The 13,049-nt window shown below is 71.1% G+C and carries 10 protein-coding genes; 3 read left to right on the top strand and 7 right to left on the bottom strand.

What is annotated here, in order from left to right; genetic code table 11:
* Positions 1 to 287 precede the first annotated feature (287 nt).
* From HH212_RS20155 to HH212_RS20135, 5 genes are all read right to left on the bottom strand, one after another.
* Positions 288 to 881: a hypothetical protein gene (locus tag HH212_RS20155; protein ID WP_170204135.1), complete on the bottom strand. Its 594-nt coding sequence runs from the start codon at positions 879 to 881 to the stop codon at positions 288 to 290.
* Between the two features lie 114 nt (positions 882 to 995).
* Complete coding sequence (locus tag HH212_RS20150) at positions 996 to 1,796, bottom strand: PA4824 family protein (protein WP_170204134.1); 801 nt, start codon at positions 1,794 to 1,796, stop codon at positions 996 to 998.
* A gap of 44 nt (positions 1,797 to 1,840) precedes the next feature.
* On the bottom strand, positions 1,841 to 3,424 hold the full coding sequence (locus HH212_RS20145; RefSeq protein WP_170204133.1) for a GGDEF domain-containing protein: 1,584 nt from the start codon (positions 3,422 to 3,424) through the stop codon (positions 1,841 to 1,843).
* Between the two features lie 136 nt (positions 3,425 to 3,560).
* The gene (locus HH212_RS20140; RefSeq protein ID WP_170204132.1) at positions 3,561 to 6,548 is read right to left on the bottom strand and encodes a glycosyl hydrolase 115 family protein; all 2,988 of its coding nucleotides are present in this window, start codon (positions 6,546 to 6,548) and stop codon (positions 3,561 to 3,563) included.
* Positions 6,549 to 6,678: 130 nt separating this feature from the next.
* Positions 6,679 to 7,968 carry an SGNH/GDSL hydrolase family protein gene (locus tag HH212_RS20135; RefSeq protein ID WP_170204131.1) on the bottom strand — a complete coding sequence of 430 codons (1,290 nt, stop codon included), beginning with the start codon at positions 7,966 to 7,968 and terminating at the stop codon, positions 6,679 to 6,681.
* Between the two features lie 143 nt (positions 7,969 to 8,111).
* On the opposite strand from HH212_RS20135, the gene HH212_RS20130 reads away from it, so the two are divergent.
* The gene (locus HH212_RS20130; protein WP_170204130.1) at positions 8,112 to 9,494 is read left to right on the top strand and encodes an enolase C-terminal domain-like protein; all 1,383 of its coding nucleotides are present in this window, start codon (positions 8,112 to 8,114) and stop codon (positions 9,492 to 9,494) included.
* Between the two features lie 31 nt (positions 9,495 to 9,525).
* Here the strand turns inward: HH212_RS20130 and HH212_RS20125 are convergent, their stop codons facing one another.
* Positions 9,526 to 10,560 (bottom strand): sensor domain-containing diguanylate cyclase, encoded by a 1,035-nt coding sequence (locus HH212_RS20125; protein WP_170204129.1) that lies wholly within the window; start codon positions 10,558 to 10,560, stop codon positions 9,526 to 9,528.
* Between the two features lie 119 nt (positions 10,561 to 10,679).
* Positions 10,680 to 11,738, bottom strand: coding sequence for a hypothetical protein (locus HH212_RS20120; RefSeq protein ID WP_170204128.1), 1,059 nt, complete (start codon positions 11,736 to 11,738; stop codon positions 10,680 to 10,682).
* 197 nt (positions 11,739 to 11,935) lie between these two features.
* Between HH212_RS20120 and HH212_RS20115 the strand changes: the two genes are divergently transcribed.
* Together HH212_RS20115 and HH212_RS20110 are read left to right on the top strand one after the other, a co-directional pair.
* The gene (locus HH212_RS20115) at positions 11,936 to 12,775 is read left to right on the top strand and encodes a M15 family metallopeptidase (RefSeq protein WP_170204127.1); all 840 of its coding nucleotides are present in this window, start codon (positions 11,936 to 11,938) and stop codon (positions 12,773 to 12,775) included.
* 10 nt (positions 12,776 to 12,785) lie between these two features.
* Positions 12,786 to 13,049 carry a PAAR domain-containing protein gene (locus HH212_RS20110; protein ID WP_170204126.1) on the top strand — a complete coding sequence of 88 codons (264 nt, stop codon included), beginning with the start codon at positions 12,786 to 12,788 and terminating at the stop codon, positions 13,047 to 13,049.

Below are 13,049 nucleotides of genomic sequence, written 5' to 3'. Positions count from 1 at the left end.
AGCTAAGACCGCTTTGGGTCGAACCCGGTCGTTCGCCTTCAGCCTTAGCGTGCTTTATTTTCCGTTTTCTGAGGCGACCCCAGGAAGTGGCGCATGTCGCGCCGCTCGCGGATGGCGCGGTAGACGCCGTCGATCTGCTCGGGGGGAAAGGCGTGTGGATTCATGGTCTGGTTCCGTTGGGTGCGGGCGCCGTCCTGTCATTCGGCAGCGCCCGATGGATGCGCAATATAACGGAACAGCGCGGCAATGTCCTGCATCGCGGGGGTATTCCGGCGCCGGCTGCCGCTTCAGCGGCGTTCCCGGCCGCCGACGATGGCGCGCAAACGGGCCTGGTCGACAGGAAAGCGCCGGTCGAACGCCGGCTGGCCGCCGGAGGTCCAGTCGCAAGCCGGCGTGCCGTCTTCCTCGCCGTCCCGGTAGCACACCCTGGTTTCGCGGCCACGCCATGCGGCCGGGCCGTCGCCGACGGTGATGCCGGTCACCGAGGGCAGGCGCCGGCAGCTGTCGCCGAACACGACATCGGACAGCACGCGCTCGCCGTTGCGCGCCAGGCTCAGGTGGATTTCCGGCACGCCGCCGCACAGCAGGTTGGAGGCAGGATCCTGCTGCGCCGTGACGGTGTAGGTCGCCGTGCCGAGCGTGCAGGACACGCGCAGGTCGTGCGGATCGTGGAAACCCGCCGCGGCGAGGACGGCGCGGCGGCCATCCGGCCCGGCCGGGTCGCTGGCCATGCTGTCGTGCAGGCGGCGGTACTCCACGTCGAGCAGCCCGGCCTCGGGCACGCAGGCGATGCGCACGAAGTCCGGCGAGGTGTCGGCATACGCCGCCGGCGCCATCGTCGCTGCGGCGGCCAGCATCACGCACAGGGCAATTCTCGTCACGGCATCCTCCTCGCGAGTGCGGCAAGACGCCAGGATAGCGGATCCGCCCTTCCGAACATGCGCGCTTTGTCACCGCACGCCGGCGCAGGGACGCCGGGCCGGATTATCCTGCGCTCAGCGCAGCACCTGCGCCGTCAGCGTCAAGCCGATCGTGTAATAGCGCTCGGCGCCGGCATGGCCGATGCGGTCGCCCACGCCGGCGTCCAGCGCCAGCCGGTCCGGGATCAGCGCGTAGCGCACGCCGGCCTGCTCGTAGCCGTGGCCGCGGCGGCTGCCGTAGGCTTCCAGCGTCAGCGTGGTGCGCGCGGTAGCGCTCCATTCGGCGCCGGCGGCCAGGAAGCCGTCCTGGCGGCTGCCGCTGCGCGGGTGCAGCCAGCCGGCGTTGGCGTGCGCCAGCACTTTGCCGTCCAGCAGCGACACGGTGAACGGCACCAGCACGGACAAATCGCCGATCGCGCCGGTACCCTGGCGGAACTGGTTGGCGATGGTCAGGCCGACGGCCCAGTCGATGCCGCCCGCCTTGTCGTCGTCGTCATCGTCATCGTCGTCCTCGAGCGCCTTGAACACGGTCTTGGCCTGCACCACGCCGGAACGGTAGGCAGCGGCGCTGCCGCCGGGGCCGATGCGTCCGCCGCCGGCGGACAGCTCCCACTTGCCGCCGAGGTTGCAGGCCGGAACCGCCCAGTACTCGAGCTGGCCGGTGGTGTGCTGGGTCCAGCTCTCGACCTGGCAGTTGCCGGGCGCGGTGATGGTGGCGTCGTCGACCACCATCGGACGGGTGGCGTGCGCGCCGGCGCACGCGAACAGCGCGGCCAGCGGCCACAGGCTGCGCGCAAGGGTGAACGGTTTGATGGCTGGCTCCTGCAGGGCGGACGGGACGGGCGCAAGGATAAAGTTGCCTCTCCGGGGCGTCAAGCGAATGCGTGTTTACATGTGGCAACTTTGCCGACACCATCGCCTCACGCCGCGGCCTCCACCCGGTTGCGTCCCGCCGCCTTGGCGCGGTACAGCGCGGCGTCGGCGCGCCGCACCCAGTCGGCCGCCTCGCCGCCGCCGGCTTGCGGCGCCATCGCGCACACGCCGATACTCACGCTGACCACGCCCGCCGGCGCGCCGCCGTGCTCGATGGCGCAGGCGGCGACCGCGTCACGGATGGCGTCGGCCAGCGCCAGCGCCGCCGCCAGGCCGGTGGCCGGCAGCACCAGCGCGAATTCCTCGCCGCCGTAGCGCGACGCCAGCGCGCGTGCGGGCGGCAGGCAGGCCTTGATGCAGCGCGCCACCCGCGCCAGGCAGGCGTCTCCCGCAGGATGGCCGTAGCGGTCGTTGTAGCCCTTGAAGTGGTCGACGTCGAGCATCAGCACCGCCAGCGGCAGCCCCTCGCGGCGCGCAGCCTGGAATTCGCGCTGCAGGGCGAGGTCGTGGTAGCGCCGGTTGAACAGGCCGGTCAGGCCGTCCAGGTAGGCCAGCGACGCCAGCGAGGCATTGCTGGTTTCCAGCGCCGCCTTGGTCGCCAGCAGTTCGCGTTCGAGCCGGTCGCGCAAGCGGATCTGGCGCATCACCTGGCGGCCGAGGAGCGCCAGGCCGGCGATCAGCGCCACCAGCACGCCGCCGGCGGCCACGCTGCCGGCGCGCCAGTTGGCGAGCACGTCGTCCTTCGAGCGCGCCACCGACACCACCAGCGGGAAGCCGGCCACCCGCGAGAAGCCGACCATGCGCGTGACGCCCTGCCCGGCGCTTTCCAGCAGGCCGCCGTCGCGCGGCGCCGCCGCCAGCCGCGCGAACACCGGCGAGGCGGCGATGTCGCGGCCGACATCCACCACCGCGAACGGCATGCCCAGCAGCTGGATGCCGTCGTCGAGCGCCAGCACGATGCCGCCGTCGCGCCGCACGTCGAGGCGTTCGTACACGGCGCGGAAGTAATCGACCCGGATGGTCGCCAGCGCCACGCCGGCGAAACTGCCGTCGGCACGCTCGATGCGGCGCGACACCGGGATCACCCAGGCGCCGCTGGTGCGGCCGACGATCGGCGCGCCCACGTGCACGCCGCGTCCGGGGTGGCTGCGGTGATGGCGGAAGTAATCGCGGTCGGCATTGTTGCGGCCGTCGAACGCGCGGCCGGCCGAATTGACGATCCAGCGTCCGTCCTGGTCGTAGATGAACAGGCCCTGCAGCGCCGGCAATTCCTTCATGTGGCGCGTCATCAGCGCGCGCAGCTCGTCCACCTGGGCGCGCGACCAGCCGTCGGTCTCGACCCGGTCCACCAGGCCGACCAGCACGGTATCGGCCATCTTGAAGGTGGCGCCGGCCTGGTCGGCCAGGGCGCGCGCGGTGTTGACCGTCGTGATCCCGGCGTTCGCCAGCTGCAGCCGGCGCGCATGCCAGTTGCTCCATGCCTCCAGCGCCAGCAGGGCGCAGCAGGCGAATGCCAGGATGCCGGCCGTCAGCGCCTTGATCGAACGGCGGCCGCCCGCCGCCTCGCCCTGCCCGGCCGCGACCGCGCCGCCCGCTTCCAATGCCCGTTCCCGTTCCAGTCGTTCCTGCATGCACCGATTCCATGATCCGATACCGCAGTGTAAGCCAGAATTTCTATTAAGAAATCATATTCGAGATAATTTGTCGGGATTGCCGGGTGACCCGTTGTCGCTACGGACGGGCGTCGCGCCGCGGCGCGCGCAGCCGTCACGGCAGGCGCGCACTCTCCTCCGGCCCCAGGTAGCTCGGCTTGAGGCCGCCGGCGTCGATCACCAGGCGCTGCAGCACCAGTCCGGCATCGAGCGCCCAGAACTTCAGCACGTGCCGTCCCGGCCGGGCGATGGCGTGTTCCGACGCGAAGCGCGCCACGCCGTCCGAGACGATGGTTTCCCAATGCTTGAGGGAGGTATCGGCGTGCACGTCGACGATGCGCGGCGCCTCGTCGTCGAACGAGACCGCGTAGCGAAAGCCGGCGCCGGGACGGAATTTCAGGGTCGGGGCGAGCGTGGCCTGCACGCTCACCGTGCCCGGCTCGAACAGCATCACGTCGTATTCCAGGCGCATGCCGTCCTGCAGCGTGGCGGCGGGCGCCTCGGCCGGCAGCGTGGTCATGCCGGACAGCGTGTGGCCCAGGCCGGGCACGCGCAGCCATTCCCGCCCCTGCGGCGCGAGCGCGCGCGCATGGTGCTCGGCTTCGATGGCGACCACGCCGCCGCTTTCGACGAAGGGCGCCGCGCCGCCCGCCATCGCAGCGGGCGCCGCCGGACGCTGGCCGGCGTGGCGCAGCGGCAGCTCGACGTTCACTTCCTTGCCGTCGGCGCCGACGACCGTCAGCATTGCCGCGCGCGCATCGCGCGGTGCGCGCGCCCAGTCGACGCCGACGTCGATGCGCTGCGCCGGCTGCTGCGCCGCCAGCGTGCCGCCGGCCTGGCCGAGCACGACCCAGGGCTGGTCGGCGCGCACCGTGTACGGCAGCGACGCGCCGCCGCGATTGAACACCTCCACGTAGGTGGGACGGACCGCGAACGGGTCCAGCGCCGGCAGGCGCAGGCTCGCCGCCGGCCAGGCCGCGGTGCTGCCCTCCACCGCCACGCCCAGGCCGGTTCCGGCGGCGGCCGGCGCCGGCGCATGCTGCACCTCCGGCATGATGTCGGTCTCGGGATCGCGCCAGCCGGTGTAGCCGATATGGGTCTGCGCCATCATGTGGTTCCACTTGCCGCCGGCGATGTCCTGCTGGTACCGGCGCGCCAGCGCGGCGTCGCGCGCGAACAGCGCTTGCGCACGCGTGGCGAGTGCACCGGTGTCGCCGCGGCCCTGCGCCGCGTGCAGGCGGTTGCGTCCCACCGTCGCGTACAGTTCGTTCAGGTTGGCCGAGGCCTCCACCGGATACTGCACCAGCTGGAAGAAGGCGTCGCGTTTCTCCGCCGGCAGGCGCGCCGCCAGCGCGCGGGCGCGCTCGGCCAGGCCGTTGTAGTCGGCCACCACGCGCTCGGATTCGCGGTAGTCCACCAGGCTGTAGGTGTCGGGCGCCAGCTGCTCCGGCTTGCGCCGGCCGTTGTACCGGGCGTAACCCTCGACCAGTGCGGCGACCTCGCCGGCGAATTGCGCGCCGAACTCGCGCGTGGCCCACAGTGTCAGGTAGTCCGGCAGGCGCGCGGCCGGCCACGCCGCCGGGTTCCAGGCGTAGTTCAGGAAGAACTCGGTCGGCACTTCCATCGGCTTCAAGTCGCCGACGTTGACGATCCACAGGCGGTCGGCGCCATGGCGCCAGGCCTGGTGCATCTGCTCCCACACCTTGGGCAGCGGCGTCACGTTGATCCATTTGTAGGAACGCGGCCCGCCCACGTAGTCGAAGTGGTAGTAGATGCCGGCGCCGCCGCTGCGCTTGCGTTCCTCGCGCGTCGGCAGGCGGCGGATGTTGCCCCAGTTGTCGTCGCACCACAGCAGCGTGACGTCGTCCGGCACGCGCATGCCCTTCTCGTAGTAGTCCTGCACTTCCTTGTACAGCGCCCACAGTTGCGGCACTTGCGGCAGCGGCTTGCCGGTTTCTTGCGCGATCATGGCGCGCTGGTCGCCGACGATGCGCTGCAGCAGCGCGACGTTGGATTCCTCGGACATCGGCTCGTCGCCGTCGCCGCGCATGCCCAGCGTGATGACGCGCTCGAAGGCGCTGCTGCGGCGCAGGCCCTGCTGCCAGAAGTCGCGCAGCGCCCGTTCGTTGCGGTGGTAGTCCCACGGCCCCTTGCCGTACCTGGCCCACTCGGCGTGGGCGCGCATCATCGGCTCGTGGTGCGAGGTACCGATGACCACGCCCATCTCCTCGGCCAGGCGGCCGTTCTGCGCATCGTCGTCGTAGAAGGCGTTGCCCCACATCGCCGGCCACAGGTAGTTGGCGCGCATGCGCAGGATCAGGTTGAACACCTTTTCATAGAAGCGCGCGTTGAAGCCGCCGAACTTTTCCCGGGCCCAGCCGGACAGCGCCGGCGCCTCGTCGTTGAGGAAGATGCCGCGGTAGCGCACCACCGGCGCGTCGGTGACGCGGGTGCCGTCGGCCACGCTCAGCACGGCGTGCCGTTGCGCCGGCACGTCGGCCCACCAGTGCCAGGGCGAGACGCCGATCTGCTCGGACAGCGTGTACAGCCCGAAGATGGTGCCGCGCTTGTCGCTGCCGGCCACCACCAGCGCGCGCGCCACGCCGGGCAGCGGGTTGCGCACCACCTGCACCAGGTAGCCTTCCCACTTGCCGCGCAAGGCCTTGGCGTCGATGCGGCCCTCGCGCGCCAGGCGGTCGATCAGCGCGCTCTTGCCGAGGGTGCCGACCAGCACCAGGTCGCCGGCGGCGGCGGCGGTGCCGTCCGCTCCCTTGCGCGCGCCCTTGCCCGCGCCCGGCAGGGCCTGCAGCAGCGCTGGCCGCTGCCCGCTGACGCGGGCGATGTCGTCCTGCAAATCGGCGGCGGCGCGCCGCACGCCGGCGTGCTCGTTCGGGTCGAGCACCAGGCGCGCCGCGCGGCCGTCGGCGGCCAGCAGCACGCCCGGCTTGCCCATGTCGAAGCCGACGATCGGGCGTTCGCCCAGCGCCCAGGCGGACGGCGCGGCGGCCATGGCGGCGGCGAGCAGCGCTGCCAGGATGGCCGTGCGCAGGCCGCGGCCGTGCGAACCCGTCTTGCGCGGGCCGCGGTTGACTACGTGTCTCATCGTTCTCTCCCGGCCGTCTGTCGCGGCCTGTTCATGAAGCGGTTGGCGGCGGCGCGGTGCGCCGCAGGCGGCCGGCGCGCCCGGCGCAGCGGCGAGGCGCGGCCAGGTGCGGCCGGCTAGGTGCGGCCGGCTAGGTGCGGCCGGCCGGCGCGTGGCGGCAGCCGCGCAGCGCGTCCAGCGGCACCGCCTGCCCCATCGCCCGGTAGCCGGCCGCCGACGGATGCAGGCCGTCGTTGTCGAATTCCTTGCGCAGGTAGTCGGGACGGGCCGGGTCGCGCAGCGCGGCGTCGAAGTCGACCACGCCGTCGAAGGTGCCGGATGTGCGGATCCAGCGGTTGAAGTCCTGCCGGTCCTGCTCGTTTTCCGGGCCCGGCTTGTAGTAGCCGCTGCCGGCGTACGGCGTGACGGTGGCGCCCAGCACGCAGATGCCGGCCGCGTGCGCGCGCTGGACGATCTGGCGCTGCGCCTGTTCCAGGTCTTCGAGCAGCTGGCGGCGCGCGGCCGGGCTGTCCTCGCCGGCGCGGTGCGGCACGCCGAAATCGTTTACCCCGATCATGACGATGGCGTGGGTGGCGCCGGGACGCTGGACCACGTCGCGCTCGAAGCGCGCCGCCAGGTTCGGCCCGAGGCCGTCGCGCAGCATGCGTCCGCCGCCGATGCCGGCGTTCACCACCGACACGCCAGCCATGCCGGAAGCGCGCAGGCGCGTGGCCAGGTGGTCGGTCCAGCGCGCGTTGGTGTCGGGGTCGACGCCGTAGCCGTCGGTGATCGAGTCGCCGATCGCCACCACCGCGTGCGTGGCGGGCGCCGCCAGCACCTCGACGCCGGCGATCTGGTACCAGCGCGTCACCCGGGCGGCGTCCGCCAGGTCGGGCGCCATGGTCTGCTCGCCCCGGGCCACGAAGCTGGTGGCGCGCGCGCCCGGATGGCCGGTCTGGCGCGCCGGCTCGGCCGCGAAATGCAGCGAGATCGCCAGGTCGGCGCCGGCCGCGTGCGCCAGCCGGACCGGGTCGCTCAGGTACTCGGCGCCGGCCGGGATGGTAACCGCGGCGCTGCCGCCGAAGCGCAGCGCGCGCACGCTGCCGGGGCGCAGGGCCGCCTGGCCGGGACCGGCGGACAGCGCCAGGCTGGCGGCGTCGATCGCCAGCGGCGCGGTGCCGAAGGCGTTGCTGAGGCGGACGCGCACGCTGTCGCCGCCGGCCGAGACGCGCACCACCTGGCGCAGCGTGGCGTCGCGCCACTGCTCGGCGGGCAGCGCGTTCTGGCCCTCCGGCACCAGCTGCGCCGCGCCCCACGACGCCACCCAGTGCATGCCGTCCGCGGCCGGCGACCCCGCCCCGGGCGCACCGCCCCCGCCACTGGCGCAGCCTGCCAGGAGAACGCCGGCCACGCTCGCGGCCAGGATGGATCGACTCGACATCGTTGCTCCTTCAATGGATAATGACCCAGCAAATGTTTGCGCAATCATTCTAGTTTAGAAGATTGTTAGGGGCAACGAATAAAATGTCCTCGATATAACAATGCGCAGCCGGCTGCTCATAATAACTTTCAGGAGACCACGACATGAATCCCATCCAGCGCGCAGCCAGTCCCGTCGTCACCAGCATGCGGGTGATCCCGGTTGCCGGGCGCGACAGCATGCTGCTGAACCTGTGCGGCGCCCATGCGCCGTATTTCACCCGCATCCTGGTGCTGCTCGAAGACAGCGCCGGCCACGTCGGCATGGGCGAGGTGCCGGGTTCCAACGGCATCCTGCTGGCGCTGGAAAAGCTGGTGCCGCTGGTGACCGGCACCGAGATCGCGCGCCACAACCGCACCCTGAACGCGCTGCGCGCGGCGATTGCCGGCGCCAGCCACCGGGTGACCTCGAGCGCCGAGGCGCAGGTGATGAAGCAGCCGCACGAGATCAACCTGCGCCTGGAAAACGTGGTCACGGCGGTGGAGGCGGCACTGCTCGACCTGCTCGGCCAGCACCTGGGCGTGCCGCTGTGCGAATTGCTGGGCAACGGCCAGCAGCGCAGCGAGGTGCCGATGCTGGCCTACCTGTTCTACATCGGCGAGCGCCGGCGCACCGACCTGGCTTATCCGGATGGTACTGCGCCCGACGGCGGCGGCCAGGATGGCTGGTACCGCCTGCGCAACGAGGAAGCGCTCACGCCCGGCGCCATCGCCGACCTGGCCGCGGCCGCGGTGGACCGCTACGGCTTCACCGACTTCAAGCTCAAGGGCGGCGTGATGCGCCCGGAACAGGAAGTCGAGGCGGTCGCCGCGATCAAGCGCCGCTTCCCGCAGGCGCGCGCCACGCTCGACCCGAACGGCGCCTGGTCGCTGGCCGAGGCCATCGCCGCCTGCCGCGGCCAGGGCCATGTGCTGGCCTATGCGGAAGACCCGTGCGGACCGGAAAACGGCTACTCGGGGCGCGAGATCATGGCCGAGTTCAAGCGCGCCACCGGCATCCCGACCGCCACCAACATGGTCGCCACCGACTGGCGGCAAATGGCCCATTCGCACCTGCTGGGCGCGGTCGACATCCCGCTGGCCGACCCGCACTTCTGGACCATGCAGGGATCGGTGCGCCTGGCGCAACTGTGCCACGACTGGGGCCTGACCTGGGGCTCGCACTCGAACAACCACTTCGACGTGTCGCTGGCGATGTTCACCCATTGCGCCGCGGCGGCGCCGGGCAACATCACCGCGATCGACACCCACTGGATCTGGCAGGAGGGACAGGAGCGCCTGACGAAGGAACCGCTGCGGATCGCGGGCGGACGCGTGCAGGTGCCGCAGGCGCCGGGCCTGGGCATCGCGCCGGACATGGCGCGCATCGAACAGGCGCACGACCTGTACAAGCGCGTGTCCGGCGGCGCGCGCGACGACGCCATGGCGATGCGCTACCTGGTACCCTGCTGGACCTACGATCCGAAGCGCCCGAGCTTCGCGCGCTGACCGGCGCGCCGGGCAGTCGACGGCGGCGCCGTCAGGCGGCGAACACCACCCGGTTGCGCCCGCCCCGCTTGGCTTCGTACATGGCCTGGTCGGCCTGGTGGATCCACATCGCGCCGCTGCTGGCGCCGGGGCCGTAGGCGGCGGCGCCGATGCTCAGCGTCGGCAGCCGTTCGCCGTCCTGCGCACAGCTGTTCTGCTGCGCCAGCGCGCGCATGCGCTCGAGGATGCGCGCCGCTTCCGGGCGGTCCACCTGGCGCAAAATGACGCAGAATTCGTCGCCGCCGTAGCGGCCGACGGTGTCCTGCTCGCGCACGCAGGCGCGCATGATCTCGGTGACCTTCTGCAGCGCGCGGTCGCCGGCGAGGTGGCCATACCTGTCGTTGATCTGCTTGAAGCCGTCGACGTCGATCAGCGCGATCACGCTGTCGTTCATCGCGGTCTCCGGTGAGCTGAACGATTCGTCCAGGATGTCGTTCAATGCCGCCCGGTTGGTCAGGCCGGTCAGGTGGTCGGTCTTGCTCATCCGGCGCAGCTGCTGCTTTTGCGTGGCCAGCTTCATCGCGCTCTGGTAGCAGACGTAGCCCAGCGAGACCGGATACAGGATCATCAGCGGCAGGCAGGCGGCCACCTGCAGCTGGCTGAGCGCGCCGGCGAACGGCGGCGCCAGCGCCAGCCAGGCCAGCGCGGCGCCGGCCAGGCTGGCCAGCGCCCCCATGCCGGTGAAGCGCGGCCCGCCCATCGCCATGTTGTTCATCGAGATCATGGCGACGATCGCGACCGACGGAATCGGATTGAATCCGATGGCGCCGGCGAAGAAGCCGGCGGCCAGCGCATCGACCAGCATGCTGCGGCGCTCGGTGTCGAGCGGGCGCGCGCCGATCCTGGCCAGCAGGTAAGCCAGGTGCGGCCAGCCGAAGCAGTACAGCAGCAGCATGCCGAGTACCGGCCCGTGATACGGCAGCGCCGGCAGGCAGGCGTAGACCGGCCAGAAACCCAGGCCCAGGCCGATGCAGCGCGGCAGGTAGAAACGCTTGGGCAGCGTCATGCTCTGAGTTACGGATCCCATGTGGACGTTGACGACATTGCGAAAAATATTTGTATTTCCTTATTGTAACAAATATTTCTTTATATCATCACACGGAACGGTAATTCGGGTCCCGCCAGCCACACTCTGCGGTCGAAAAATCAGTCGGCTGCGGACTTGGCCAGCGCTGCCGACCTGCATGCCGGCTCCTTGCGCGCCGCACCCTGGCACAGGCGTGCACGGCATTGGGCCTCGCCGGCGGCGTTGTACTGGCGGCACACCTTGAGCTGCTCGGCCGGCGTCGCCGGTTTCGGGCGCGCCTGCATGTGGCTCATCAGTGCCGCCAGCAGCGCGACGTCGCTGTCCTGCTCCTTCGGCGCGCTTCGCGACGTCGTGCTTCCCTTGGACGGCGCCGCCTTGGAAGATGTCGGCTTGGCAGGCGCCGCCTTGGATGGGGCTGCATGCCTGGACGATTTCGCACCCGCCCGGCCCTCTTCGGACCGTGGCTTCGGCTTGGCCGCGGCATCGGCCGGCTGCGCGCGGCGCGGCTGCTTCGACGGCTTTTCCAGCGCCTGGGTCAACTGGTCGTGGTGGGGAGGCGCGGATGCAGGGGCATGGACCGGCATGGGCGCCAGCGCAGCCAGCGGATTGGCCGATTCCGGCGCGGCGGACGCCGGCGCCGGCGCGTCGGCCGGCGTTGCTGTAGCGACCGGCGTTGCTGCAGCGGCCGGCGTTGCTGTAGCGGCCGGCGTTGCTGTAGCGGCCGGCGTTGCTGTAGCGGCCGGTGTTGCTGTAGCGGCCGACGGCGCTGCAAGCCCGGCTGCCGCTGCGCCCGTCGGCAACGCCGCTGCCGGAGACAATGCCTTGGACGCCGCCGGCGCGCCCGGCTGCACCGCCGCCGCAAGCGCCGGCACAGCCCCCGCGCGCGCCGGGGACGGCGCCGCCGCCTCGTGCGGCGCGCGCTCCTCGTCGTCGGCCGGCATAAAGAACAGGCCGGCCGCCGCCAGGGCACCCAGGCCGAGGCCGCTCCACAGCAAGGTGCGCGGCTTGCGCAGTACGCCCTCGGCGGTGGCGCCCGCACGCGCCGCCGCGGCCGGCACGGCAGCGGGCGCGCCCTCCAGCGCGCTCAGGATACGCTGGTGCTGCGGGCCCGATTGCGGCTCGCTGGACAGCAGTGTGGGCCGGGCCGAGCGGACCGGGCGATCGCCTTGGTCTTGCAAGTTAGCTCCTTATCAATTCCCGTAATGTACAAGAAGTTTGAAAACCATGTTGCCGATTCGTGTCGGCACACCCGCCCGGCAGCGGCTGCGCCACCAACCGTTCAATTGTGCGCAGGGTTGTCATATGACTAAGTTATACTTCTGGGCAATGGTTTTGGGTTACCTAAGATATAGCAACGTCGCTCGGGGAGTGCGCTGTGTGGGTGCTGGCAATTACCGTCTATTTCGTCGTGGCCTGCCTGATCAGCTGGATGATCCTGTTTCCGGCCGGTCGCGAATTCATGCTGAACGTCCTCGCCGGCGCCGGCCAGCGTCTGCAGCGCGGCGCCGGTGCCTTGGCGCAGCGGCGCCTGCGCGAAGCGCGCGCGCTGGGCGCCGGCGGCATGGCCTCGGCCGGCGCCTTGCGCGCCTTCCTGCGCCGTCACGCCCTGCTGTACGGCGCCGGCGCCGCCCTGGTGTGCGTGCCGCCGCTGCTGGCGCTGACGCTGGCGCGCAAGCCGGCGCTGACCGCCTACGAACCTTCTACCCGCGAAGTCAATACCCAGGTGGCCGACCTGCTGCAGGGCGAACAGCTGGTGCCGCCGCCGGCGCTGCCGCCGCTGGTGTTCGCCTCGGCCGAGGTGGCGCAGGAACGGCCGCTGCTGGTCTCGGCCAGCCGCGACTGGGCGCTGATGAACGCCGCCTATACCCAGCGCCTGCTGCTGGTCTTCAAGATCATGCGCGAGCAGTACGGCTACGAAATGGCCATCCTGGAAGGCTACCGCAGCCCGCAGCGCCAGGATGCGCTGGCGGCGCTCGGCCCCGGCGTGACCAATGCGGCCGCCTTCCAGAGCTGGCACCAGTACGGCCTGGCCGCCGACTGCGCCTTCCTGCGCGACGGCAAGCTGGTGATCTCGGAAAAGGACCCGTGGGCGCTGCGCGGCTACCAGTTGTACGGCCAGGTGGCCGAATCGCTCGGCCTGACCTGGGGCGGGCGCTGGAAGATGATGGATTTCGGGCATACCGAGCTGCGCATGCCCGGCGTGATGAGACGATAGGAGTGCAAGCATGGCAGCACCATTGATCCGCCTCGGCGACAAGACCTCGCACGACGGCACCGTCGTCGAAGCCTCGGCCTTCAGCGACAGCGGCGGCAAGGGCATCGCGCGCGTGGGCGACCGCGTGAATTGCCCGCGCCACAGCAACGTCACCATCGCCACCGGCGACCCGACCATGCTGGTGGACGGCCGCGCGGTCGCGCGCCACGGCGACAAGACTTCCTGCGGCGCGACCCTGATCGCCGGCCAGCAGAACAGCGTGGACATGGTGTGA

The organism is Massilia forsythiae (genome assembly GCF_012849555.1).
GTDB lineage: Bacteria > Pseudomonadota > Gammaproteobacteria > Burkholderiales > Burkholderiaceae_D > Telluria > Telluria forsythiae.
This window is presented reverse-complemented; position numbering and strand designations above follow the sequence as displayed.

Bases quoted from the DNA above. Each gene is read 5' to 3' on its own strand.
- HH212_RS20145 (WP_170204133.1), bottom strand. From the start codon at position 3,424: ATGCAGGAACGACTGGAACGGGAACGGGCATTGGAAGCGGGCGGCGCG.
- HH212_RS20140 (WP_170204132.1), bottom strand. From the start codon at position 6,548: ATGAGACACGTAGTCAACCGCGGCCCGCGCAAGACGGGTTCGCACGGC.
- HH212_RS20135 (WP_170204131.1), bottom strand. From the start codon at position 7,968: ATGTCGAGTCGATCCATCCTGGCCGCGAGCGTGGCCGGCGTTCTCCTG.
- HH212_RS20130 (WP_170204130.1), top strand. From the start codon at position 8,112: ATGAATCCCATCCAGCGCGCAGCCAGTCCCGTCGTCACCAGCATGCGG.
- HH212_RS20125 (WP_170204129.1), bottom strand. From the start codon at position 10,560: ATGGGATCCGTAACTCAGAGCATGACGCTGCCCAAGCGTTTCTACCTG.
- HH212_RS20110 (WP_170204126.1), top strand. From the start codon at position 12,786: ATGGCAGCACCATTGATCCGCCTCGGCGACAAGACCTCGCACGACGGC.